Origin of the sequence: Peribacillus sp. NPDC101480, assembly GCF_050277335.1 — a bacterium.
GTDB lineage: Bacteria > Bacillota > Bacilli > Bacillales > DSM-1321 > Peribacillus.
In genome coordinates this window covers 1-24,250 of sequence record NZ_JBNNSB010000009.1, presented here as the reverse complement: position 1 = coordinate 24,250, position 24,250 = coordinate 1, and the positions used below count along the sequence as shown (strand labels likewise).

20 protein-coding genes and 3 pseudogenes are annotated in these 24,250 nt (G+C 35.6%); 6 read left to right on the top strand and 17 right to left on the bottom strand.

Annotated elements, in window-relative coordinates:
- The first annotated feature begins 269 nt into the window (after positions 1 to 269).
- On the top strand, positions 270 to 1,250 hold the full coding sequence (locus tag ACQKMF_RS23440) for an SDR family oxidoreductase (RefSeq protein WP_048687630.1): 981 nt from the start codon (positions 270 to 272) through the stop codon (positions 1,248 to 1,250).
- Positions 1,251 to 1,646: 396 nt separating this feature from the next.
- Here the strand turns inward: ACQKMF_RS23440 and ACQKMF_RS23435 are convergent, their stop codons facing one another.
- The 13 genes and pseudogenes from ACQKMF_RS23435 to ACQKMF_RS23375 all read right to left on the bottom strand — a co-directional run bounded on the left by ACQKMF_RS23435 (position 1,647) and on the right by ACQKMF_RS23375 (position 11,454).
- Positions 1,647 to 1,877 (bottom strand): DUF3953 domain-containing protein, encoded by a 231-nt coding sequence (locus ACQKMF_RS23435; RefSeq protein WP_063596864.1) that lies wholly within the window; start codon positions 1,875 to 1,877, stop codon positions 1,647 to 1,649.
- Between the two features lie 177 nt (positions 1,878 to 2,054).
- Positions 2,055 to 2,582 (bottom strand): nucleotidyltransferase family protein, encoded by a 528-nt coding sequence (locus ACQKMF_RS23430; protein WP_427575193.1) that lies wholly within the window; start codon positions 2,580 to 2,582, stop codon positions 2,055 to 2,057.
- Between the two features lie 273 nt (positions 2,583 to 2,855).
- Positions 2,856 to 3,371 carry a GNAT family N-acetyltransferase gene (locus ACQKMF_RS23425; protein WP_328145930.1) on the bottom strand — a complete coding sequence of 172 codons (516 nt, stop codon included), beginning with the start codon at positions 3,369 to 3,371 and terminating at the stop codon, positions 2,856 to 2,858.
- Positions 3,372 to 3,732: 361 nt separating this feature from the next.
- Positions 3,733 to 4,545, bottom strand: a complete 813-nt coding sequence (locus tag ACQKMF_RS23420; RefSeq protein WP_427575191.1) for a GIY-YIG nuclease family protein — start codon at positions 4,543 to 4,545, stop codon at positions 3,733 to 3,735.
- Positions 4,546 to 4,664: 119 nt separating this feature from the next.
- Positions 4,665 to 4,769, bottom strand: a pseudogene (locus ACQKMF_RS23415) (thymidylate synthase); the annotation flags it as partial.
- A gap of 357 nt (positions 4,770 to 5,126) precedes the next feature.
- A complete protein-coding gene (locus ACQKMF_RS23410) occupies positions 5,127 to 5,816 on the bottom strand; it encodes a GNAT family N-acetyltransferase (RefSeq protein ID WP_427575189.1) in 690 nt (229 codons plus the stop codon).
- Between the two features lie 395 nt (positions 5,817 to 6,211).
- Positions 6,212 to 6,754, bottom strand: coding sequence for a hypothetical protein (locus tag ACQKMF_RS23405; RefSeq protein ID WP_427575187.1), 543 nt, complete (start codon positions 6,752 to 6,754; stop codon positions 6,212 to 6,214).
- Between the two features lie 232 nt (positions 6,755 to 6,986).
- Positions 6,987 to 7,547, bottom strand: a complete 561-nt coding sequence (locus ACQKMF_RS23400; protein WP_427575185.1) for a hypothetical protein — start codon at positions 7,545 to 7,547, stop codon at positions 6,987 to 6,989.
- 36 nt (positions 7,548 to 7,583) lie between these two features.
- Positions 7,584 to 7,962, bottom strand: a pseudogene (locus tag ACQKMF_RS23395) (IS1595 family transposase); the annotation flags it as partial.
- Positions 7,963 to 8,300: 338 nt separating this feature from the next.
- Positions 8,301 to 8,609: an AzlD domain-containing protein gene (locus tag ACQKMF_RS23390; RefSeq protein WP_427575183.1), complete on the bottom strand. Its 309-nt coding sequence runs from the start codon at positions 8,607 to 8,609 to the stop codon at positions 8,301 to 8,303.
- Between the two features lies 1 nt (position 8,610).
- Positions 8,611 to 9,303, bottom strand: coding sequence for an AzlC family ABC transporter permease (locus tag ACQKMF_RS23385; protein ID WP_427575181.1), 693 nt, complete (start codon positions 9,301 to 9,303; stop codon positions 8,611 to 8,613).
- A 157-nt stretch (positions 9,304 to 9,460) separates the two neighbouring features.
- A complete protein-coding gene (locus tag ACQKMF_RS23380; RefSeq protein WP_427575179.1) occupies positions 9,461 to 10,399 on the bottom strand; it encodes a DMT family transporter in 939 nt (312 codons plus the stop codon).
- A 29-nt stretch (positions 10,400 to 10,428) separates the two neighbouring features.
- On the bottom strand, positions 10,429 to 11,454 hold the full coding sequence (locus ACQKMF_RS23375; RefSeq protein WP_133348136.1) for a branched-chain amino acid aminotransferase: 1,026 nt from the start codon (positions 11,452 to 11,454) through the stop codon (positions 10,429 to 10,431).
- Between the two features lie 276 nt (positions 11,455 to 11,730).
- On the opposite strand from ACQKMF_RS23375, the gene ACQKMF_RS23370 reads away from it, so the two are divergent.
- Positions 11,731 to 13,215 carry a PLP-dependent aminotransferase family protein gene (locus ACQKMF_RS23370; RefSeq protein ID WP_427575177.1) on the top strand — a complete coding sequence of 495 codons (1,485 nt, stop codon included), beginning with the start codon at positions 11,731 to 11,733 and terminating at the stop codon, positions 13,213 to 13,215.
- 244 nt (positions 13,216 to 13,459) lie between these two features.
- Here ACQKMF_RS23370 and ACQKMF_RS23365 read toward each other — a convergent pair whose 3' ends face one another.
- Positions 13,460 to 14,200 (bottom strand): alpha/beta hydrolase, encoded by a 741-nt coding sequence (locus tag ACQKMF_RS23365; RefSeq protein ID WP_427575175.1) that lies wholly within the window; start codon positions 14,198 to 14,200, stop codon positions 13,460 to 13,462.
- A gap of 413 nt (positions 14,201 to 14,613) precedes the next feature.
- Entirely contained in the window at positions 14,614 to 15,240 is a 627-nt protein-coding gene (locus ACQKMF_RS23360) for a class I SAM-dependent methyltransferase (RefSeq protein ID WP_427575173.1), read from the bottom strand.
- Between the two features lie 279 nt (positions 15,241 to 15,519).
- Here ACQKMF_RS23360 and ACQKMF_RS23355 point away from each other — a divergent pair, with 279 nt between their 5' ends.
- A complete protein-coding gene (locus ACQKMF_RS23355) occupies positions 15,520 to 16,131 on the top strand; it encodes an RraA family protein (protein WP_427575171.1) in 612 nt (203 codons plus the stop codon).
- 78 nt (positions 16,132 to 16,209) lie between these two features.
- On the opposite strand, the gene ACQKMF_RS23350 is transcribed toward ACQKMF_RS23355, so the two are convergent.
- Positions 16,210 to 17,079, bottom strand: coding sequence for a LysR family transcriptional regulator (locus tag ACQKMF_RS23350; RefSeq protein WP_427575169.1), 870 nt, complete (start codon positions 17,077 to 17,079; stop codon positions 16,210 to 16,212).
- Positions 17,080 to 17,300: 221 nt separating this feature from the next.
- Between ACQKMF_RS23350 and acnA the strand changes: the two genes are divergently transcribed.
- Both acnA and ACQKMF_RS23340 read left to right on the top strand, forming a co-directional pair.
- A complete protein-coding gene (gene acnA / locus ACQKMF_RS23345; RefSeq protein ID WP_427575167.1) occupies positions 17,301 to 20,054 on the top strand; it encodes an aconitate hydratase AcnA in 2,754 nt (917 codons plus the stop codon).
- A gap of 136 nt (positions 20,055 to 20,190) precedes the next feature.
- Complete coding sequence (locus ACQKMF_RS23340) at positions 20,191 to 21,492, top strand: CitMHS family transporter (RefSeq protein ID WP_427575165.1); 1,302 nt, start codon at positions 20,191 to 20,193, stop codon at positions 21,490 to 21,492.
- Between the two features lie 188 nt (positions 21,493 to 21,680).
- On the opposite strand, the gene ACQKMF_RS23335 is transcribed toward ACQKMF_RS23340, so the two are convergent.
- Positions 21,681 to 22,619, bottom strand: coding sequence for a bifunctional helix-turn-helix transcriptional regulator/GNAT family N-acetyltransferase (locus ACQKMF_RS23335; protein WP_402940316.1), 939 nt, complete (start codon positions 22,617 to 22,619; stop codon positions 21,681 to 21,683).
- A 576-nt stretch (positions 22,620 to 23,195) separates the two neighbouring features.
- On the opposite strand from ACQKMF_RS23335, the pseudogene tnpC reads away from it, so the two are divergent.
- Positions 23,196 to 24,250, top strand: a pseudogene (gene tnpC, locus ACQKMF_RS23330) (IS66 family transposase); the annotation flags it as partial.

The following is a 24,250-nucleotide window of genomic DNA, read 5'->3' as shown; positions in this document are numbered from 1 at the left end:
TATAATTTGCCGAGTATTCAGGATAATCGAAAACAACTCATTTCATGGGATGAATATGAAGAGAATCTACCCGAATTTTGCGAACAAGTAGGGGTGCCTCGTTTAGGTCCTGAATTTGTTCGAAAGATGCAGCGAGAAAAAAGGTGTCTCTTTTGGGAAGAATACGCTTCTGTGTTGAAAGTAAACAACTTTTTTCACACTTATTTTACATTATTTGTAGTGAACAACATAAACATTCTATAGAGAAATTATTTCTATAGGAGGTTTCCATGGATCAAAAGGATCAAAGTCGTCAATTAGACCAAATAAAGCAAATGCAACAAATGTTTAAAGCGAACATGAAAACTCAACCTTATCCCATGTACCCAAACTATGGGAAAATCACACGTTACGAAGAAATTCCGATAAGTTTACCTGAACAGCGCCAACTGCGCCATCCCGGAGTGGAAAAATTTATGGTACCCCTTCCAATTATCGAAAACCCGAACTATAAAGGGAGTGGAAAGTTAACAGGAAAAGTAGCACTTATTACAGGGGGTGACAGTGGTATTGGTGCAGCAGTAGCAATTGCGTTTGCTAAAGAAGGTGCAGATGTTGCTATTTCATACTTAGATGAACATGAGGATGCAAATAGAACAAAAACGAGGATTGAACAACTCGGACAACGTTGTTTTCTAATGCCTGGTGACTTGCGAGACAAACAACAGTGTATCTCCATTGTAGAACAAACAGTAAATACGTTTGGACGTCTCGATATTCTTTGTAACCACGTTGGTATCCAATTCCAACAACTAAGTCTGCTTGACATTACAGATGAGCAATTCGATGACACCTTCAAAGTTAATATATACTCTCATTTTTACACAACAAGAGCAGCGCTTCCTCATTTAAAACCAGGCAGCTCAATCATTGGCACTTCTTCAGTGGTGACGTATGTAGGTGAGCAGCAAATGATTGATTATACGGCCACAAAAGGAGCAATAGTTGGTTGGACACGTGCCTTGGCTAAAAATGTCGTGAAACAAGGGATCCGAGTCAATGCCGTCGCCCCCGGCCGAATTTGGACTCCACTTATTTCAGCAAGTTTCTCGTCAGACCAAGTTGCTGTATATGGAGCATTTAATCCAATGGAACGAGTTGCCCATCCATTTGAACTCGCACCAACCTTTGTCTATCTTGCTTCTGATGATTCTCGTTTTGTTACTGGTCAAGTTCTTCATGTTGATGGGGGAGAATCAACACATTCCTAATGGAAGGGGGTTACCATTTTGAGATATGAATTTAATCCAGAAGTAAAGCTATTGCTAGTAAACCATTCAAATGAAAAAGTAAAGATGGTCTATATGGAGGATTCCTGGCCCATGCCAAAAATAGGACTGAGACCACCATACTATTGCTACCCAAGTTACGAGCTGAATTATCCAATAATCTAAATAATAACAGACAAAAAGACTTCTATACAAAGTATGAAGTCTTTTTGGAAAGAACCTTTTTACAATTCTTTTTTCTTGTTCTTTATCCATTATGACCTCCGATAACTTGTTTGTATTAATCATAACAAAATCCTTATGGAACTAACCTGCCCTGATAGTTCCATAAGAAAAAGCTGCCTTAAAGACAGCTCCGATCTTCAGCTAACGCACCCGTTAGTTCATTAAGAAACCCTGTATGGAAACAAAGAAAACAAATAATGAGACAACAACACACCCCAAAAATCCTCCTATTCTATCTTTTTGAAGTTCGGCTAATCCAGTCGCTAACATAAGTGCACCCACGAACAACATAGAATATGGCATCAACTCAAAACTACCAGTAATTAGCTGATTGGCTGATAAAGCAAGAACAATTATTGCTAAGATAATTCTAACTATCTTCAAGAATATATTTCCCCCTAAAAATTATGTTGGTACAATTTTTATTTAATCATACCATTTAACACCTTTTCATTTGTGTGGAAAATGGAATTCCTTATTCAACTAACCTGCCCCGATAGTTGCATAAAGAAAAGGCTGCCTTGAAGACAGTTCTGATCTTAAGATAATGCACTTGTTAGCTTAAGAAGAGGTTTTGATGTGGTTAACTTTTAACTTTTTCCAGGTTGATTTCCAATTCTTTTTTGTTATGCGATCTTCGTAAATTTCTACTCGCTCTTTAGTCTCTTTAAAATAAGGTGTTGGTTTTACCTCTAAATTAATAACATCATGAATTCCACAAGGTGCTGTTAATATTACATTGTCATCTTCATCTAACTTTACTCCTAAAGCTGTCGCTGTTTCTGGAAACTTCGATATAGCATCTACAGACGAAGAATAAGGAGGCATATTACTTTTAACATGCATTCTCGCTTCATTCTTTACCGACCAAGGGATAGTGGGTATAAGGGATTCTAGTTTTTTTTCGATTTTCTTTTCTTCTAATTTATCAATATTTGTTGGATCAAAATAGATCACATCAATATCTGGAATAGTTGTTCTTACGCTAAAATCGTGTAATACATCCCAGACCTTTGATCGGATAAAACCAGCACATATCCACCAATCAGGCAAATTCAATGATTTGGCAGATTCTAATATTTCCATCATCCATTTATCTTCTCTAATAAGCGAAACGATTTCTTCCTCATTAATCGCTTTAAAATTACTCCTTATAAAATGTATTTCATTAGTTATTCTTTAACTTCGTAAGCAAATCCTTGTTGAACTAAACTGCCCCTTTAGTTCATTAAGAAAATCAACAAAATCCTTAACAGTGCTTATCTTTTAATTGTAATTGAAATTTAGAAATACAAAATTTTTATGTTGCTGTTCACAGTTCCTTATCTCTAGATATCCTTGTTCAGACCTTTGAAATGATATTTATTGCTGAATCGAATATTTAAAACCTTTCACAGTAATACCATCATTAGCAGGTTCAAAGTCTAACTCCGGTACTCTTTCAAAGTTCATTTTAGTATATAAAGAAAGAGCACCTTTCATAAACTCAGCTGTATGTAATCCAACGGATTTATACCCTTGCTTATAGGAAGTCTCAATACAATGTTGAACTAGATATCTCCCTATTCCCTTTCCTCTATAGTCCCTATCAACAGCAAGCATTCGAATTTCTGGATAGTCAGGTACATTCGTAGTCCATTCATATGCTTCCATTTTCCCTGGGAACAGGACAATACTTCCTATAATTTTATCATCTATATCCGCCACATAAATTTCTACACCCGGCTTTAAATCGTTTTCTGAAGATAATGTTCCTTTAAGTGCATTCCAATGATCTTCTGAAACCAAATTTTTATATTCTTCATAACACTCAAGTCTTTTTTTACGAACAGTTTCTATTTCAGATTGTTCTATTTTCCTAATAATCAAGCAATTCATCCCCTTTTTGAATTTCTATATACTTATTACTACATTTTCAATTGTGTTAGTTATGATATTATCTCAAGGTTAAGGATAATGGAACTACTTTTTTACCATATGTTTCATCTCTTATTTTTATTTATCGATTTTCTAGTAACGGATGTAGCGGGATTCCAGTACCGCTTGCAAGAGCTATTGCTAAAATCATTAAAGAAGCTATTGGACGTTTTAATATTCAACAAAACACCAAACTATTATTACAACCGTAAATGTTAAAAGACAGAATCATTTCTTTGATTTCGTATTTTTAAATTCTAAACTCTCTTAACAACCCATATTAAAGAAAAAGTTGACTGATAAGTGTCAGCTTTATTTCTATTCAATTTAAATTTAACCCATATGCTCTTGTTCCTAGTTTATTCTTGTATTTAATTTCTTCTTTAAGGATTTCATTTATCGTTAAGTGTTTAGGTAAAGGCTGAAGGATTGTATACTTTAATGAATGTATTCGTTGAGGGTCAGCATCAATGAGTTCTTTTAATTTTTTATTATTGCCGTGACCATTAATGGAGTATTCTTTCCATCGTCCGAGCAAACCCTCTTTTCCGGAGGCGGACCCAACATATTGCTTCCCTTCTTTTGTATCGACAATCAGGTAGACAGCCCCAACTGAAGAAAGCATTTTATGCCAAATCGCATTAGCGTTAGGATCATTCACTATGCCTTGCAGTTCACGAAAAGATAGATCGATTTCTAAATATCCAGGGAAGTCTCTTACATATCCTTTAGGCATCAATTGGACAACTTCATTGTTAAATGTATTAATTTTGACACACCATCCTTGAGCAACGCCCTCCCACTGGATTACAAGCCTGTGTTCCAAGTCCTCGAATCCAACTAATTTTTCTAATTCATATCTATATTTGCTTCTAACCTTTGCTTTCCCCTTGAAAGGTACATCATAGTGATCTGGAAAACCAGTTACCGGAGTTATGTTTTTAACCTCGTACACCTCTATAAATAAGGCCTGGCTATTATCAATACCTAAAGTGGAAACTAGGTACTCACAATCTTTAAATTCATTTCTTTCTTGGTAGGATTGATACAATTCGAAATGTCCGGATGCGAACAATTCGTGTACGTCTACACCTCTGGTATCTTGGTGCCTTGCAATTTTAATGCTATTATTCATATCTAAACCATACATTTTTAATAGTTTAACGCTGCAGGAGATGGTGTGTCGCTTTTATCGGACCAGGAAACGAAGGTTAAGGATGGGAAATTCACGAAAAACCATTGTTATAAATGGTGAAGTTGGGGCATTGCAAAGTGTTTAGAGTAGATATGGACATCCCCAAAAGTATGTACAAGTTCGCCAACTACCAAATCACACACCTGGGCAATCATCATCGTTAATTTCCATAGTTTCATACAATATCCTCTGAAACTAGTAAGTGAATTAGAAACGATAAAAGCCTACATCCCCAATAAGGATGTAGGCTTTTATTGAATTAATATTAGTTCTTTATTTTAAATGTATTTGTAGCAAGAAGAATATTCTTCTAATAGATGTTCTTCTGTTAGTTCAATATTTACCTTTAGCTCGTGGTATTTAAGAATTTCCGTACGTATATTGGGATATAGAACAACTTTGTGTAATTGGTTTAACTTAACCCATTTTACATCCGGATATTTATTTTCATTTATATGAGGGGCATATTCATAAAGAGATGCCACTTGACCTACTTCAACATCTGATATATTCCATTTATTTTAGCTCTCTCCTTGTTTTGACTTTGATGGGCAAAAAGGATTTTTCCACTCCATCAGTGTCCCGTAATTATGTGATTCCTCATCTTCTAAATAGTTTGCCACTACTTGAACGGGGGTACGACCACAGCGGAGCAGGAAGGTGATGACCGGATCTTTCAGTTCGCCTTTTACGACAGATTCAAGGTATTGTTCCGGCGTCAGATCATTCACTTTTTTATGATATCCAGGCATTCTTCCTCCTCCCAGTAACCGTTCCAATCCTTTATGAACAACAACGTCATACATCGAGAACATCAGCCACTTTCCTAAACCAAATTTTCGATAGGAGGGACTTACGCAAATATCCACGACATAGAGCGTATTACCATATGGATTATGGTTTCGAATATACCCATTGTCTGTAATTTCCTCCCATGTATGTTCCGGATGCTTGGAATCAAAGTCAACCAACAATCCAGTCATTGAACCCGCAATTTCACCATCGATTTCGATGCATAAGGATCCTTCGGAAAACAAGGTAACATGATTATGCAATTGTTCCATATTCCACCATAATTCAGACGGGAATGGTGGTGGAAAACTTTCCTGTTGAACGCGAATTAAGCCGGGAAAGTCTTTTTCTTCATAATTTCGGATTACGGCCGGGACAGATTGCTCCTGGTCGAAGACAAAAAGCTCTTTTCGATACAAAATGATTCCCCCCCTTATATCTGATAAGAAAAGAGCTTCCTTAAAGACAGCTCCGATCTTCGTCTAACGCACCCGTTAGTTCATTAAAAAAGCGATTCTTATTAAAGAATAGCGCCCGTTTGCGGAACAACTTTTGTTATTTTGCAATATCCTGTATTCTTAAATTCTATTTCTCTAAAAACAGAAAATATCCTTCTTCAACAAACTGGCCCAATTGTTGAATAAAGGTCAAAGAGCACTCTTAAACTATCCTGCCCCTTTAGTTCCATAAGAAGTAAACAACTTTATTATTTTTTATATAACTATATTGTAAATTAAACATCTATATTATAACTGCACAAAACCTTGATAAATGAAAAAGGGTGCTACTTAATTAACAGTAGCACCCTTTTTTCTTACCTTTTAGATTCTCTATAACCAGCAGACTTTGCTTCTCCTTCAGTACAAAAAGTCTGTTCTGGATTTGTCTTGTCATAGAATTGTCCACCTGGTACATGGTAGATTTTTTCTCCCGAGCTTGATGTATTACCTTTAATATTAAGGCATGCTTTTTCAGTTTTCGCCTGATCTGCTTCCTTTTTATCCTGTTCTGCCTGTTGTGCCTTTTCTTGTTCCTCTTGTTCTTTCTTAGCTTGTTCAGCTTTATCCTTTTCTTCTTGTTCCTTTTTAGCTTGTTCGGCTTTTTCTTTTTCTTCTTGTTCTTTCTTAGCTTTGTCCTTTTCTTCTTCCTTTACATTGACGACTTTATTATCTACCTTTTTATCGGAATCATCTTCATCGGTACCACCAAATAGTGCAACACAGCCCCCTATGAGTACTATTAAGATGAAACCTAAACAACCGCAACCACCACAGCCCCAATACCACTTTTTCTTTTTCTTTTCTTCGCCTTCTATAGGTATTGCAACCTTTTTCTTATCTTCCTTTTCTTCTGTCATAACTATGTATCCCCTTTAAGTAACTAACTTTCCTTTGAATATAGCATAGTATTTTAATAAATAGGTAATCAGTCTGAGATTTTTCAATTTAATTTTGCGAAATTTTTTTCCGAAAAAACGGATATACAACGTAAAGAGGTACTCTGTTAAATAATATTGTTGATAAAAGAATATAAATTGAGGACCTCAAATCAGGTCCTTGATTTTGTTCCTATTTAAGCTAATCCGCCCATCAAATGTCACTGTTTTCCAAATCAAGCGAGTAGGCTTCCGATATATAGTGTGTAACTTTTCTAGGGGAGTTGTATTTGTCATTCTTACTAAATATAGTAAGTCCAACCTCGTGTACATCAATAAATGTATCGACCTTTTCAAAATCAAGGTTTTTAAATTCAGTAGGTTTATCCCAGCTTCTTGTTGGAACTAAATTCCCTTCAGAAAGTCCCTGTCCAAAGAAAATAAACACGCTCAATCCATTTAAAACTAAATCAATCGTACAATCACAAATTACTTCTAGTGTGTCAACCGAATCAACTTTGATAATTAAACCGTCAGAAGCAAATTTGTAGGAAGGGATTCTCTTTTCTAAAATAATCCTTTCAATGTGTTCAAAAATCACAGATTCCAGCACAAAGAAAACAGGAAAGCTTAACATATTTTGAATCAACGTAAAAAGAAAGTCAGTTTCTATGTCTCTAATTCCAACATCGATTGATTTAAATATATCTTTGGGAAGGGCAAAATCATTTATTATGCTATCGTGTGAGTTCTGAACGAAATAATCTTTTTTCAAATTCTTCCCTCCTACTTAGGTTATTTTTAAGGCAAGCTATAACTTAAATGTCGATAATCTTAATTTATCATAAGTAGCATCGGTGGATAACAAGCAGCTATCAATAACCATTTTGCTTACCGTTGTAGAATCATTACGGAATCTAATTAAATCCAGTAATTGAAACCAACTCAAATAATGGTCGAGGTATTTTGTTGCCACACCATTAAAACGGTCCATCCAACCTTTCATACGGCTGTGATAGTTATTGACATTTTGGATATGGTAAAGCCCTTTTACACGTTCCTTCCCATCTGATTTGAAGGGGATAGTGCTCCAATCCTTTATCTTTTGCATAGGTTTTGAAAGCCCGCCAAGCATCTGTACAAAGGGTATTCGATTTAGATAACTTGGAGCCGATTGCTTTCTCTAATCGTTTAACATAGCCTTTTCAATAATAGATTTATTTAATCCTACTTGTCTTATGCAACTAACCTGCCCCTATAGTTCCATAAGAAAAAGCTGCCTTAAAGACAGCTCTGATCTTCAGCTAACGCACCCGTTAGTTTAAGTACATCCATTCACAATCTTGCTAACCTGCCCATTTTTCCGCCACATCTTTAATTGATGTACCATTTTCAATGAGCGATTTCAATATCTTTAGTTTCTAGTTTATCCGGACGTCTCCCAAGACACGGATTGGTGGTTCTGCGTTTACAATACAAAGTAGAAGGCATGAAAGAGCGAATGGAGAAATGTCCATTCACTTAATTTTTACATAATAAATTGTAAAGCAACAATAAATAATAACCCACCAATAAAACTAAATAAGAAATCTTTCTTCCATAGCATGAGTAGAATACAAACAACTGCAGTTAATAAGTAGTCCATCTTCCATACCAGCTGTCCTTCTTCAAGGAAAAGTGTTGGAAAAATAAGTCCTGCAAAGACACCAATGGGTACATAAAGTAATCCCCTTTTCACACTTAGGGTTAAATACTTTTCTGGTACAATGAGCATTAATCGGCGTGTTAAAAATGTAGCTAGTGCCATTAACACAATAATCAGTATCATCATATCCATATTAAACGTCCTCGCTTGAAAAATAACCAATGACAAATGCCACTAGGCCAGACAAGAGTAATAGTACTCCTGTTGGAAAGAATGTATAGCACACAAGTACAAAAATGGCACAAAGTATCAGCGTTAGTATTCGTCGAAGTGAAACGAGGTCACCGATGACAAGCAAAATAAAACAAGCTGTACTGGCAAATTCTAAACCGTATGTATTGTCACTGTTCATAAATTGTGTGAAATATGCTCCAATTGCTGTACCAATCCCCCACGATAAGTACACAACAACTCCTGCTCCAATTAAATAGCTGCTTTGTATCGGTTCTTTTTTTAGTTTCGCATTTGCAAGAACAAACATGGAATCGGATAATAGAAAGGCTATGGTATTGATTGTTGCCTTTTTTTCATGTTGTACATGAGGTGTTAAGGTTAAGCCATATAAGAGGTGTCTTGCATTTAATAAAAATGTCGTCATAAAAAGTGTGAAAAAACCTGTATGTCCTAATAATTCCAAGACTGAAAGTTGTGCCGATCCAGCAAAGGATACAAACGACATGAGTGAACTTTCTAATACAGTTAGTCCTGACTGAATGGATACTACACCAAAAATAGCGCCAAATATAAACGTACTGACACTAATAGGAATGGCATCTAAAGCCCCTTGTTGAAAAGGATGCTTTTCTTTGTGTATTGTGTAAATCACCGTAATTAAGAACCCCCAAAGAAATGAATCTAGTATAAATGATTGGTGCAAAGATAAAACAAAATGCATATTTCTCTTATTGGATTATCAGTAGGTGGTATCTTTGCTTTTAAATTAACACGGGAAGTGACGATTGAACGACTTATGTGATGTCAGTTTATCCCACAATCTTATTAGTATGATTAATCTGTTTATGCTTTTTATCCCTTATTTTTTCAATATAACCTGTACCAAATAGAACACCAGCTATAATAAACACAAATCCAATCAATTGTGAAGTTGTAATGGTTTCATTTAAGAACAGTGCGGAGAATACAAGACCAAAAAAAGGAACAAAGTTATTAAATATGGCTGTTTGTCCTGCTCCTATCTGCTGAATAGCTGCATTAAAAACGATATACCCCACTCCTGTTGCCACTATCCCTGATACGATAAATAAGAAGTAAGTAAATGAAGAAGCTGAAGTCATTTCACTGACTCCTCCAGGTTCAGTTATAAAACTAATGATCAACAAACCAATTGAGCCTACTAGGTACATTATTGTTGTTACTTGTTTTGAATCAAGTGTTGCTGTTGCCTTTTTTACAAAAATAAAACTAATGGCTTGGACAAACATAGCAATAAATAAAAACAATTCTCCTTGAGATAATTGCATATTACTAAATGAACCGCCCTGAATAAAAAAGACGCCAGTTAATGCAAGAAAAAAACCAATCATTCGCAATCTTGTTAATTGTTCACCTAAAAAGAGGAAGGCAAGTATTGCTGTTGTAAGTGGTACCAATGCAAGAATTAAAGAAGCATTCGAAGCATTAATCATTGTTAGGCCTACTGCTATAAGCAAGTGATGTAGAATTACACCAAATAACATTCCGAGTAGTGTATAAATCCATTCCCTTTTCGATAAGCGACGAAATGATTTCCCAAGAACAATTATGATTAATGCCGTAATCCCAGCCATCATAATTCGAAATGCCGTCATTGTTTGTGGAGGTAAATCTTCCACCAATACTTTAATAATAACAATATTTAGTCCCCAAATAGCCGTAACAAAAAATACTAATCCGTAAGTTAGGAATAAGCGTTTTTGATTCACAAGTTCTCCTCCTTTCACTGTGGATTAGATTATTCAATCACCTTAACCCATCCTTCAGGGGCTTTGATGCGACCTAACAGAATCCCGGTAAATGTATCGTATAATTTTTTGGATACTGGTCCCATTTCTGTCATTCCACTAGGGAAGCATATTTCATTTCCATGATCATTTATTTTACCTACAGGTGAAATTACGGCTGCTGTTCCACACAAACCACATTCCGCAAAATCTTTTACTTCCTCAAAATATACTTCTCTTTCCTCTACTTCAAGTCCAAGGTAATCCTTCGCAATGACCATCAGTGAACGCCGAGTAATGGAAGGAAGAATAGTTTTTGATTTTGGTGTAATAAGTTTATTATCCTTTGTAACAAATATAAAATTGGCTCCGTTTGTTTCTTCTACTTTCGTCCTAGTTGCAGAATCCAAATACATATTTTCATCAAATCCATTTTCCTTTGCTATTACGAGAGCGTGAAGACTCATGGCATAGTTAAGTCCTAACTTAGCATTTCCGGTTCCGTGAGGAGCAGCACGGTCAAAATCACTAACACAAAGGGTAAGGGGCTTTGGTCCATTCTTGAAGTAAGGACCAACTGGTGTAGTGAATATTCTGAACTGAAATTCCTCAGCAGGTCTAACTCCAATAACTGGGTTGGTTCCAAACAGATAAGGTCGAATGTATAATGAACCACCAGAGCCATATGGCGGTACGTATGGAGCATTTGCTTTCACTGTCTGGATAACGGCATCTACAAACCGATCCTTTGGAAATGGAGCCATATGTATTCTCTTCGCAGAATCTTCTAAACGATGTGCATTTAGATCAGGTCGAAAAATTACAATTTTACCGTCCTTTGTTGTATATGCTTTCATCCCTTCAAAGCAAGTCTGAGCATACTGGAGTACACCTGCACATTCGTTTAAAACAATGGTGTTATCCTGTGTTAAGATTCCCTCATCCCATTTCCCATCCTTAAAATTAGCAACATATCGTTTATCTGTCCTTCTATAAGAAAATCCCATGTTTTCCCAATCTGAATTTATCTTTTCCACTTTTTACGCCAATCTCCCTCCAGGTGTAATGTTATGTTCAACTTTAAGTGCAATTTTACTTTAACGTATATATAACACTCAATACATTTCTATAACACTTAACCTTTTATATTCATCTATAGAAATACCCGTATTATTTACTTACCAGCATTTTTTACCTTATAGAAGAATAGCATGATTAAAATACGTTCAAGTGTTAAAATAAATATCTTATCATCAACTATATGGAATGAACTATAACACTAAATAAATGTATAACACTGAGGAGGATTTTTGGTGCAAATTGATATTCAAAGAAATACAGGAGTATCCCTATCTAAACAAATATATCAATCCATTGTTGACCGTATCCGTTCAGGACTTTTGGAAGAAGGATTGAATTTGCCTTCCGTACGCACCCTTTCCAAACAACTGGAAGTAAGTTTGGTTACTGTTGTCAAGGCGTACAAGCAATTAGAACTAGATGGTTTTGTTACTTCTATCCAAGGAAAAGGTACTTTTGTAAAAACAAAAATAAGAGAGAAAAAGCGAGAAAAAGAAGCATTTCCTTCATATGATTGGCAATTATCGCTTCAAGATTATTTACCCAGATCCCAGTTTGCTCGTTATCATATGGCCCCTCAAAAAGTTCATCTTTCATCATCAATGATAGATCCCAAACTTCTTCCAAATAGATATTTCGGGCAGGAGGTTCAACGGGTTCTTTCAGAAAACCCAGAGTTATTGTCTATATACGGAAATATCCAAGGTGATAGTCAACTACGGAGTGAAATGTCTGCGTATTTAAAAAAATCAGGGGTTCTCTCTACACCCGAAAACATCTTAGTCACAAGTGGTCTACAACAAGGTATAGATCTTATTGCTCGTACATTTGTTGGACCCGGGGATGTGGTGATAATGGAAGCACCTACCTACCCAGGGGCAATTGATATTTTTCGTGGAAGAGGTGCTACCATACTCACAGTGCCTGTTGATAAAGATGGTATGCGAATAGATATCCTCCAAAATATGTGTGAAAAACATAAACCAAAAGTTATTTTTACTATTCCTACATTTCATAATCCAACAGGTGTTGTTATGTCGCTAAAACGACGTAAGCAGTTACTTGATATAGCCAGGAGCATCCATTGTATTATTGTAGAGGACGATCCATGCAGCGAGATTTATTTTAAAAAAAAACCACCTGTCACCCTTAAAAGTATGGATCAGTTCGGGAATGTGATTTATTTAAAAGGATTAAGCAAAACTATTGCACCAAGTTGTAGAATAGGAATATTAACAGCTGCTGGCTCCATTTTCAATCGTTTATTAGCAGCAAAGGCAAATGCTGATTTAGGAAGTCCTTTGCTCACGCAAAAGGCAATTATTCCCTTAATTAACTCTAAAAGAATGATAGACCACACAAAGAAGTTGCGGACAGCTCTAAAGATTCGAAGAGATTTAGTTCTTGATTTACTTACAAGTCTTTCTCCTGAGGGTGTATCTTGGACGATACCAGAGGGAGGATTAAATGTATGGATCAGTTTACCATCATGGATAGATAGTCACTTTCTTTTATCTGAAGCAAAAAAACAACAGGTTACATTTTTACCGGGAACAGCATGTTTCACGTCCGGGCAAGAAAATAATCATTTGCGGATTAGTTACTCTTATCTAAATGAGGAATTATTAACTCAAGGAATTACAACATTATGTAATATACTTCATGCTATGCTTTCATCCAAAAAGATAAGTGAAATATCCAACACACCATATTTTTAGGATGAAAGCATTCAGTGAGGGGGCATTTTAATTGTTACATGACCATTTCTTATAACAATGTCAAGAATCGGACACTTTAAAAGGAAGGAAGAGGCAGGGACACAGTGGTTTATCAATGTTCCATCCCCTTTTTGATGATTTTTTGTCAGATTCTAATTAGATGATTTGAAAAGATTTTTTTCTTTAGTAGATTGAATCCATTGGAAGCCATAGCTCACACTATAAAGTTGAATATCCATTAAAACTACCAAATTAAATCATTTAAGAAGGTAAGAATATCTTTGTTCACGTCGTTAATATCCGAGCCTAATGTCATTAAATGTTTAGAGTTCGGATATCCCTTCATTGTTTTTTGATTCGTCTCAACGCTTTGGAGAATTACCTCTGCACTCTCTTTATACAATGGTTCATCTAATTCACCATATAATATACGAATTGGCGACGTTAAAAGTGCTAATTTATCCATCGTTATATCAATTAGCTGTTGGAACTCAACTAATGAATCGATAGATATATTTTTAAGACATTTCATTTCTAAATTTATTTGTTCTTCATTTTTCCCTTCAAGTTGTTTGTATCCTTTTGCATAGTGATAGACACGTTTTTGTAGAAAAGTAGCTTCTCTATGTATTGGCACTGACATTGTCACCACACCATTTATCTTCAACTCTTGACCAACTTTTAATGCAAACACACCACCAAGAGAGAGACCAATCACAGCTATATTTTTAAAACCTTCATCCTTTAACAACTGGTAACCGTTTAATACATCTTTCCACCAATCTGACGGTCTATATGTGAGAAGTTCTTCTGCTGATAAGCCATGGCCACTGTATAATGGTGCATAGCAAGAATAATTGTTCTTTTGCAAATACTTTCCTAACTTTTTCATATCAATCGTATTACTTGTAAAAGAATGTAAAAGTAAAACGGCTTTCTCTCCACCTTTATAAAAAAATGGCTTAGGGGATACTATTTTCATCATTATTTTGAATACCTCACTAACATATTCTTAGACTTTAATTAAATAACTGTACATCGAATTTTTATAATACCTTTAAAGGATAACATCCATTTGTTATGGAACTAACCCTGCCCCGATAGTTCCATAAAGAAAAAGCTGCCTTAAAGACAGCTCCGATCTTCAGCTAACGCAACCATTAGGTAAAATAGAATAGTGATATTTCAATTCCCATTTATGTCATTGAAGATATATAAACCTACTTCCAATATAAAAATAAGAATAAACTCAATTCACTTTTGACAAGAGATTAAAGGCATATCCAAACTCTACGCATTTAATGACTCAATAGATAAGGAATCACTCTTTAAGAAGTGATGTCTTTTTTAAATAACTTATCCCTTTTTTAGTGATCAAAACTAATTGCATAATATCTGTTATGATTTTTTAAAATCTAGTCTAATGAATTCTTTACCATTAGGAAGAGTGTACTCTTTGGTTTTAATACAACTAAATTTTTCATTAGAAAATAGTTCAATTAATTTTTTTGCATCAACATCATGTGAAATTGAAAGTAATGGATCAAAGGCTGATACGTAATTTGATTGACTTACAAAGCCGTCAGATTGATTTTTTTGAATAGTGCAAGAAACAACTTCTACTTGATTTCTGTTCTGATTTATTAGGGAAACAAATGTCGAATCTCCAACATACTCAATAATTAAATTTGCAATTAGTAAATCTGTTTTTGGTAATGTAAATGTACTATCACTAATATCACATTGCACTAGCTCAAGAGTATTCCCCATATAAGAATATCTATTTTGACAGGCATCTATGTAATCTTTATTTATGTCAAAACCATATATTTTTTTAGTTGTATGTAAATCAATCTCGTCTAGTCCATTTCCTCCAGCAACACCAAGGATGCCAACAATTTCGTGCCCATAACTTTCAAATTGCTCTTTTGTTATTTGATTTAAAGTTTGTAATTGAAATACAGCATCAGACTTCATGTGGTTTTCATAAATTTCGAGTTTTATTTCTTTCCAAGGATTGCTCAAAATTCCATCTCCTAGTAATACAAATTTTTGTTTAATAGCACTCAAATTATACCATAATACACCAATTGTTTATGGAACTAGCCTGCAACGAACGAAACGACCAGTACGTGACATGTTCTTCTATTTATTTTAATTCTTTAACTAAAATAAATGTTATTCGAATTTTAAATAGATAGATATGAAAAGTTTGAATTATATATTTACTGTTTCTATTAATATAATGAAATTAAGTCTTATACTAAAACATTCTAAATTAATTTGAAAGAGAGGGTGTCTTAATTGTATATTATTGAAAGGTTTTCTAAAATTCCTACAACATGTATATCAGATACTATGAAAGGACTTAACAACTTATCCCCTACTATAAAACCAGTAAAGGATACTTATCGAGTTGCAGGAAGAGCTTTTACAGTGAAGATGCCTGTAGGTGACAATCTTGTTGTCCTAAAAGCAATTCGTGAGGCTAAACCAGGTGATGTATTGGTTATTGATGCAAAAGGAGATACGTATCGAGCAATAGCAGGTGATTTTATTGTTGGTATGGCTCAAACATTGGGTATTAATGGAATTATTGTAGATGGAGTAGTTCGCGACCTTGAAGGTATTAAGGCTTTGAACTATCCAGTGTTTTGCAAGGGAACAACTATTGCTGCGAGTGGAAAAGCAGGCATGGGTGAAATTAATGTCCCAATTTCTTGTGGTGGGACAACTATACATCCGGGAGATATTGTTGTTGGTGATATTGATGGTGTAGTCGTAATTCCTAAAGCTTTAGAAGAAAGGGTTTTAGATCAATCATTAGGAAAATTAGAAAATGATAATAAGCGAGCAGAGAAAGTTTCAGGTAATCGAGAAGAAATAAGAAAATATCTATATGAATTTATCAAATAAATAGTCTTTTCTTTAAATAAACATTTGAAGGAATAGAAGGTAATACTCTATCCTTTCAAATGTTTTTTAAAATGAAATTTAAAGTGAATATACATTTAAGGTTTTTACAAAATTTACAAATGCTCGGACAACATTCATATCTACTGATTCTTTATAATAAAACATCCAAGTTTTTTGAGTTAATCGATTTCCTTTCTTATTTTTTAAGTCAATTTTATGAATATCTTTAATGCCATCTAAAAAAAGAGAAGGCATAATAGCATAGCCCAATCCGTTCAAAACCATTTCCTTACAAGTATCACCTTGGTCAACTGACATAGCGATGTATGGAGGCTGAGAATAATGTTCCGCCCACCAATTTTCAATGATTTGCTTATAGAGTTGATCTGTTCGGTAGTCAATTCTAGGGAGATTGGGAAGATCAGTCAGGTTTATTTCATTTCTAGATACAATACAAAGCTCTTCTTCAAATAGTAAATGCTTTTCATCTGGCCAACTATAATCTCCGCGGATAAATCCGACATGAGAAACTTGATTATAAACTAAATTGAAAATATCTTTGCTATAGCCTGTGTCTACTTGAAACTCAACATCTGGATATTGTTCTTTAAACAACTTTAATAAGAGTGGTAACTTATATTTACTAATAAAATTGGAAACACCCAATCTTAACGTCCCAGATACACTATGGTTAAAATTTTCTAGATCTTCTTTAATTTCGCGGAAGGAATTGAGCATTTCTTCGGCACGCTTAGCTAAATACTCCCCTTCTGGAGTGAACCGTACTCCTTTTATTCCCCTATCAACAATTTTAACCCCAAATTCTGTTTCAATTTGCTTGAGACGTTTTGTAAGCGTAGGTTGGGCAATAAATAGGCTTTGTCCAGCTTTTGTAATACTTTTTTCATTAAATAATGTATGTAATATAAGCCAGTCACGATCATCCATTTGCTTTAAACTCCCCTAAGTTTTATATTTACTTTCAAATTATGTAACTATTCATGCAATTACACTAGAACAATAACATAAAGAGTAGAATTTGAAAAATAGCCGATGATTTAATATGTAAAAGTTTCATATTACCCTATGAAATATTGATATTATTCGCATAAGGAAATTTGAAATAAAATGAAATTAATTAGAACTTAAGTAAAGGGGTTGAACGAAACTTGAAAAGTAGAATTGAAGAACAATTTAATGTTCGGTCAGAGCTCTACATTAATGAAAAGATATATAGTTATTATCGAATTAAAATATTAGAGGAAAATGGATTAGGGAATATTTCTCAATTACCGTACTCAATAAAGGTGTTATTAGAGGCAGCCATTCGAAATTTTGACGGTGTAAGTGTAACTGAAGGCCATGTAAGTGCATTAGCAAATTGGTTAATCGAGCGAGACCCAAATCAGGAGGTTCCATTTAAACCCGCACGTGTCCTTCTTCATGATACAACTGGATTACCAGCAATAGTTGATTTAGCTGCGATGCGTGAGACTATGAATCGCATCGGTGGGAACGTATCAAATATAAATCCATTAATACCGGTAGACCTTGTAGTTGACCACTCCGTAACTGTTGACTATTTCGGTAGAACTGATGCGATGCAGCTAAATGAAAAGCTTAATTTTGAGAGAAACATGGAACGTTTTCGTTTTCTCCGCTGGGCTCAGGGCTCCTTTAATAACTTTTCTGTAGTTCCTCCAGCAACGGGGATTATGCATCAAATTAATATGGAGTATCTATCTTCAGTTGCAGCCACAAAGGAGGAAAGTGATACCACAGTAGTGTATCCTGATTCACTTGTAGGAACAGATTCACATACAACGATGGTGAATGGACTAGGTGTCGTGGCTTGGGGAGTTGGAGGAATTGAAGCAGAAGCAGCGATGTTAGGTCAGCCAGTCTATTTTGTAATTCCAGAAGTAGTTGGATTCAAATTAACAGGATCACTCCCAGAAGGTGCAACTGCAACGGATGTTGCACTAACAGTTACAAGTCTCCTTAGAAAAAAAGGGGTTGTAGGTAAGTTCGTAGAATTTTTGGGACCTGGTGTAGGGGAAATGAGTATAGCTGACCGTGCAACTGTTGCCAACATGGCACCAGAGTATGGTGCGACAATGGGCTTTTTTCCTATAGATCAGGAAACTTTAAACTATTTGAGGCTAATTGGCCGCAGTGAAGAGCAAGTAGCGTTAGTTGAGGCTTATTATAAAGCCCAGGGTATGTTTATGGACCAAGATAGCTCTGAACCCGTTTATTCAGATTTAGTTGAACTCAATTTATCCACGATAAAACCATGCCTTGCAGGACCTAAGCGCCCTCAGGATCAAGTTGAATTAACTGAGATGAAACAAAATTTTAAAGAAGTCGCCCGTTCACCCATTGATAAAGGTGGCTATGGATTGAATGAACTCGATTTAACAAAAGAAGTCCTAATAGAGCATGCTGTTGACAAAAAATCTGGAATCAAAAATGGGTCAGTTGTTCTGGCTGCTATTACAAGCTGTACAAATACATCAAATCCGACTGTATTAATCATGGCAGGTCTTGTAGCAAAAAAAGCTGTGGAAAAGGGGCTACAAATACCCGCTTATGTGAAAACCTCGTTGACACCAGGATCACGTGTTGTAACAGACTACTTAGCAGAATCGGGGCTTATAAGACATCTGGAAACACTTGGCTTCCATATAGCAGGGTACGGTTGTGCAACTTGTATAGGAAATTCAGGACCGCTTCTTCCTGAAGTCAGCAAAGCAATTGTGGATAACGATTTAGTTGTAGCTGGTGTACTATCAGGCAATAGAAACTTTGAAGGCCGTGTTCACCCTCAGATTAAAGCAAATTATTTGGCATCACCTCCATTAGTTATTGCATATGCACTTGCAGGGACGGTTGATATTGATTTTTCAAGTCAGCCCATTGGATATGATCAAGCAAACCAACCTGTATATTTGCGAGACATTTGGCCGTCTTCTCTGGAAATTGGAGAATTGTTAAATAATGCTGTTCGACCTGAATTATTCAGAGAAAGATATAAAAGCATATACGATGGAAATGTAAGTTGGAATTCGATTAATATTCCTAAAGGGAAGTTATATGAGTGGGATCAATCTTCAACATACATTCAAGAGCCACCGTTCTTTAAAGATCTTCCAGTACAGCCTGCTGATATTAAGGATATTAAAGGTGCCCGTCTAATTGCGAAGCTTGGTGATTCAGTAACTACTGATCATTTATCTCCTTCTGGAGCCATAAAGCCTGATAGTTCCTCAGGAATCTATTTACAACAGAAAGGAGTAACTATAAAAGATTTCAACTCTTATCCATCGCGTCGAGGGAATCATGAAGTTATGATTCGAGCTGCATTGGCTAATATAAGAATTCGAAATCAAATAGTTCCTGGATCTGAGGGAGGCGTTACTAGGTGCTTTCAAACGAATGAAATTACGTCCATTTATGAAGCTTCCTTAAAGTATCAGGAAAATGGTACACCGTTATTCATTATGGCTGGTAAAGAATACGGTACTGGAAGCTCTCGTGACTGGGCTGCAAAGGGGCCATATCTTCTTGGGGTAAAAGCAGTTATTGCAGAAAGTTTTGAACGTATTCATCGGAATAACTTAGTTGGAATGGGTGTTCTCCCTCTACAATTTCTAAAAGGACAAAATGCCTCATCACTTAACATTATTGGAAATGAAACTTTTGAGACTGTCGGTTTGAGTAATAAAATTAAACCAGGTCAATTGATAAAAGTAAAAGTGATTCGTGAAGATAGCAGTTCCTTTGAATTTGATGTTATTGTTCGTCTTGATAGTTCGATAGATATTGATTACTACTATAATGGGGGAATTATGCAAACTGTTATACGCCAACTGGTAAAAAAAGAAGATGGCAGTTTAGAACCAGAAGTCTTTCATAAATAATGTTGGAGATTTATTTTTCAATGGAGATTCGAGAAGTTATTTTAGTCTTGAATCTCCCTTCTTTACAATAAATGTATTTGTACAAACTGTAGATAAATCAAATTGTAAGCGAATTCAATTGATCAGGGGGGATTTGGTGATTGCTTTATTAGGCTTTTTAATGATGATGTGTTTTATCTTCTTTATAGTGACAAGAAGGATGTCAGCTTTGATTGCATTGATTGTTATTCCACTATTCTTTGCTATAATCGGTGGATTTGGAAAAGATTTAGGTCCTATGGTATTAGAAGGATTGTTGGGTGTAGCTCCTACAGGAATTATGCTAATGTTTGCAGTCATGTATTTTGGAATAATGATAGAAGCTGGATTGTTTGACCCACTTATATCTAAAATTCTTTATATTGTCAAAGGAGATCCTTTGAAAGTAGTAATCGGTACAACAGTTCTTTCAAGTCTAGTTGCTTTAGATGGTGATGGTACGACAACCTATATAATAACAGTTTCAGCGATGTTACCTCTTTATATCCGTTTAGGTATGAACCCACTCATCTTAACATGTGTATCAATGATGGCCTTTGGGGTAATGAATATTCTTCCATGGGGAGGACCTACTGCAAGAGCAATTAGTGCACTTAAACTTGATGCTAATGAAGTTTTTCTACCTCTTGTACCAGTAATGATAGGTGGTTTTCTATGGGTATTATTCACAGCATATGTTTTGGGCAAAAAAGAACGGAAAAGATTAGGGATTCTTGATCTTGATTTGTCACAACATTTTCTAGCAAATCAAGAGCAAGCCTCCGCAATAGAAATAGATTTAAAACGTCCAAAATTAATATGGTTCAATCTATTGTTAACGCTTTCACTTATTGTCGCTCTTGTCCTAGGCGTTCTGCCTCTATCAGTATTGTTTATCATCGCATTTTCACTGGCTTTATTAATTAATTACCCTAATTTAGAAGTACAAAAGAAAGTACTTTCTTCTCATGCTGACAGTGTAGTAATTGTTGTGGCTTTAATTTTTGCCTCGGGAGTTTTTACAGGTATTCTTTCGGGAACACACATGGTTGATGAAATGGCTAACAGTCTAATTTCAATAATTCCTGAGCAACTAGGTTCATCTTTTGCGCTCATTACTGCAATTACAAGTCTCCCACTAACATACGTAATGGCAAATGATCCTTATTATTTTGGAGTAGTCCCTATCATAGCAAAAACTGCCGCAGCTTATGGAGTAGATCCAGTTGAAATAGCACGAGCTTCGGTACTTGGGCAACCGATCCATGCAATGAGTCCTCTAATTGCTTCAACTCATTTATTGGTAAGTATGGCAAAGGTAGATTTTGGAGAACATCAAAAATTCATCTTAAAGTGGGCAGTGGGAACATGTGTAGTCATGATTACTATTGCTGTACTTACAGGAGCTATTTCGTTATAAAGGGGTACAGCCAACATTTTGGAAATTTTGTACGCTAAGAAAATTCCAAGCTGAAAAGTCGATTTCCTCTACGTAAAGGAATCGACTTTTTTTCTTTTCTTATAGAACTATCGCACCCGTTAGTTTAAGTGTACTCACTCACAAACTTTACAATTTTCATCCCTTGTTTCTAATTTTGATTTTTTGCTTTACTTTGTTTGGTTTTCATCGGAAAGAATGAGATCCCATCGTTCTTCGATTAATTTAGTTGTAGTCCATTCTTCATTCGGTTTTTCTTCAGTTAGTCTAAAATTATATTTTTTATAAAGATGGCGAGCCGTTTCTAACGTGCTTACCGTCCATAAGAAGACATGCTGATAATTTTGTTCTTTACTGAAGTTGAGGGCAGTCTCCATAAGTTTTTTCCCTATTCCCATGCCTTGATAATTTTCATTTAAAACAAACCATTTTAGCTGTGCTACTGTATCACTGAACTTCGTAATTGCAATCGAACCGGCAATTTCGCCATTCACTTCCGCAATCCAAAGCTCTCCCCCATCGGTATTAATCATAAATTCTGTTAAACCTTTCATGACGTAATATTCAAACATCTGTCCGAACTTATATGTCTTATCGTATAAATTCCCATGAAGGTATGCGACGTATCCTACATCTCCGGGTTGAAATGGTCGAATTAAGACTTCTGAATGGGAGGAACGTTCTTCCGAGTAAATGGATTCGATTCTTTCCATGGATGTGACTAGCTTAGACAGATCACCATTTGATAAATTATCAATCATTTTATCTACTCCCCGATTTGCATTTTCAACTAAGTCTTTGTAAATATTTTCTCCAAATTCGGTGAGATAGAGTGAATACTGTCGTTTATCCTCTGTTGACTGTTTTTTTATGATGATATTTTCATCCTCAAATCGTTGGACAATTCGGCTCATATAGCCTCGGTCAATTCCTAGGTTTTCTCTAACTTCAGTAGCAGTACAACCATTTCTGTAATTAATTTCTGTTATTACCCGTGCCTCTGTTAATGGAAAAGGTTGATTATAAATTTCTTGATCAATTTTGCCCAGAACATTTGCATAATACCTGTTGAATTTTCGAATTTTTTCTACATAATTATTTGATTCCATAGATAATTCTCCTTAATATTCTGAAACTTTGAACTAATGACAGTATAATGCATATAGTTGACTGGGTCAACTATATAAAATAATCAGGTTTTAAAATTGAAAAACCATACCTCTGCATATTGTAGGACAAGTAACACCTAAATATAGGAGACAGTAATTTTCCGAACTTCATAATGCTTTTTATATCCTTGTTGAACTAACCTGCCCCGTTAGTTGCATAAAGAAAGAGCTGCCTTAAAGACAGCTCTGATCTTAAGCTAAAGCACCTGTTAGTTCACTAAAAGAAAAACGAATCTCATCTATTATAAAAAAGAGCATCATTACAGGATGCTCTTTTTTATGTTTCATACTGATTTACTGAATCGAACCCTTACTTTTATTAAGGAAAACGTATTGCGTTAATATCGATATTTATAGCACTTGATGAGGTTACATTTGATGCTACTGTATATGCGATTCTAATTTCATATGTTGTGGTTCCAGTAATAGCAGCAGTATTTACATTGGTAGATGCAACAGGAAATCTTGATGTACCTGCAGAACTTATACTTCTTTGAACGGCACGTGTATCAATTAAAGTCCCATAGGGATGAGTCCGTCCAAAACCTTTCTATCGAAACGATTGAATATCGTTTGGCTGACGAGGAACAGGTTTGTTCGTGCTGTGGTGGTGCTCTACATGAGATGAGTGTAGAAGTCCGTAAGGAACTGACGATTGTTCCTGCAGAAGTAAAGGTGACAGAACATAAGAGATACATATATACTTGCCGCAAGTGTGAACTAGATGAGGTTTCCACACCGATCGTGACTGCGAATATGCCAGCTCCTGCCTTTCCCAAAAGTATAACTTCCCCGTCCATTATGGCGTATATCATGACTCAAAAATATGTAGAAGGATTGCCTCTTTATCGTCAGGAAAAGCATTTTGAACGAATGGGAATCTACTTATCGCGTCAAACGATGGGAAATTGGTTATTATACGGGGCTAGTCAATGGTTAGTGATATTGTATAAAAGGATGCATGAGCATCTACTTGCTCGAACCATCCTTCATGCGGATGAAACAACCTTCCAAGTCTTACGTGAACCTGGTCGTGCCGCAACTACCAAGTCCTATCTGTGGTTATATCGCACAGGGCGAGATGATATCCCCATTGTTCTCAACAAGAGCAGGCGAACACCCGAAACGTTTTTTAACGGGTTATCAAGGTTATTTACAAGTGGATGGATATAGTGGTTACAATCAAGTACCGGATGTCACCCTTGTGGGATGTTGGGCGCATGCCAGACGTAAGTTTGATGAAGCCTTAAAGGCTTTACCTGATTCACAGCAGGGAAAAAAGGTGAAGGCGAGCGAAGGGTTGTATTTCTGTAATCATCTCTATTCTATCGAAAGAAAGCTAAAACATGTCGACTCTACAGAACGATATGAGCAGCGACTGGAAAAAAGCAGGCCCATTCTGGACCTTTTTTCAGCTGGGATTTATGAATAAAAAGATCTCGTTCTACCAAAAAGCGCGCTAGGAAAAGCCATCACTTATTGTTTGAATCAATGGAATCATCTTGAAGCTTTTTTATTGGACGGACATTTAGAAATCGACAACAACAGAAGTGAACGTTCCATTAAGCCGT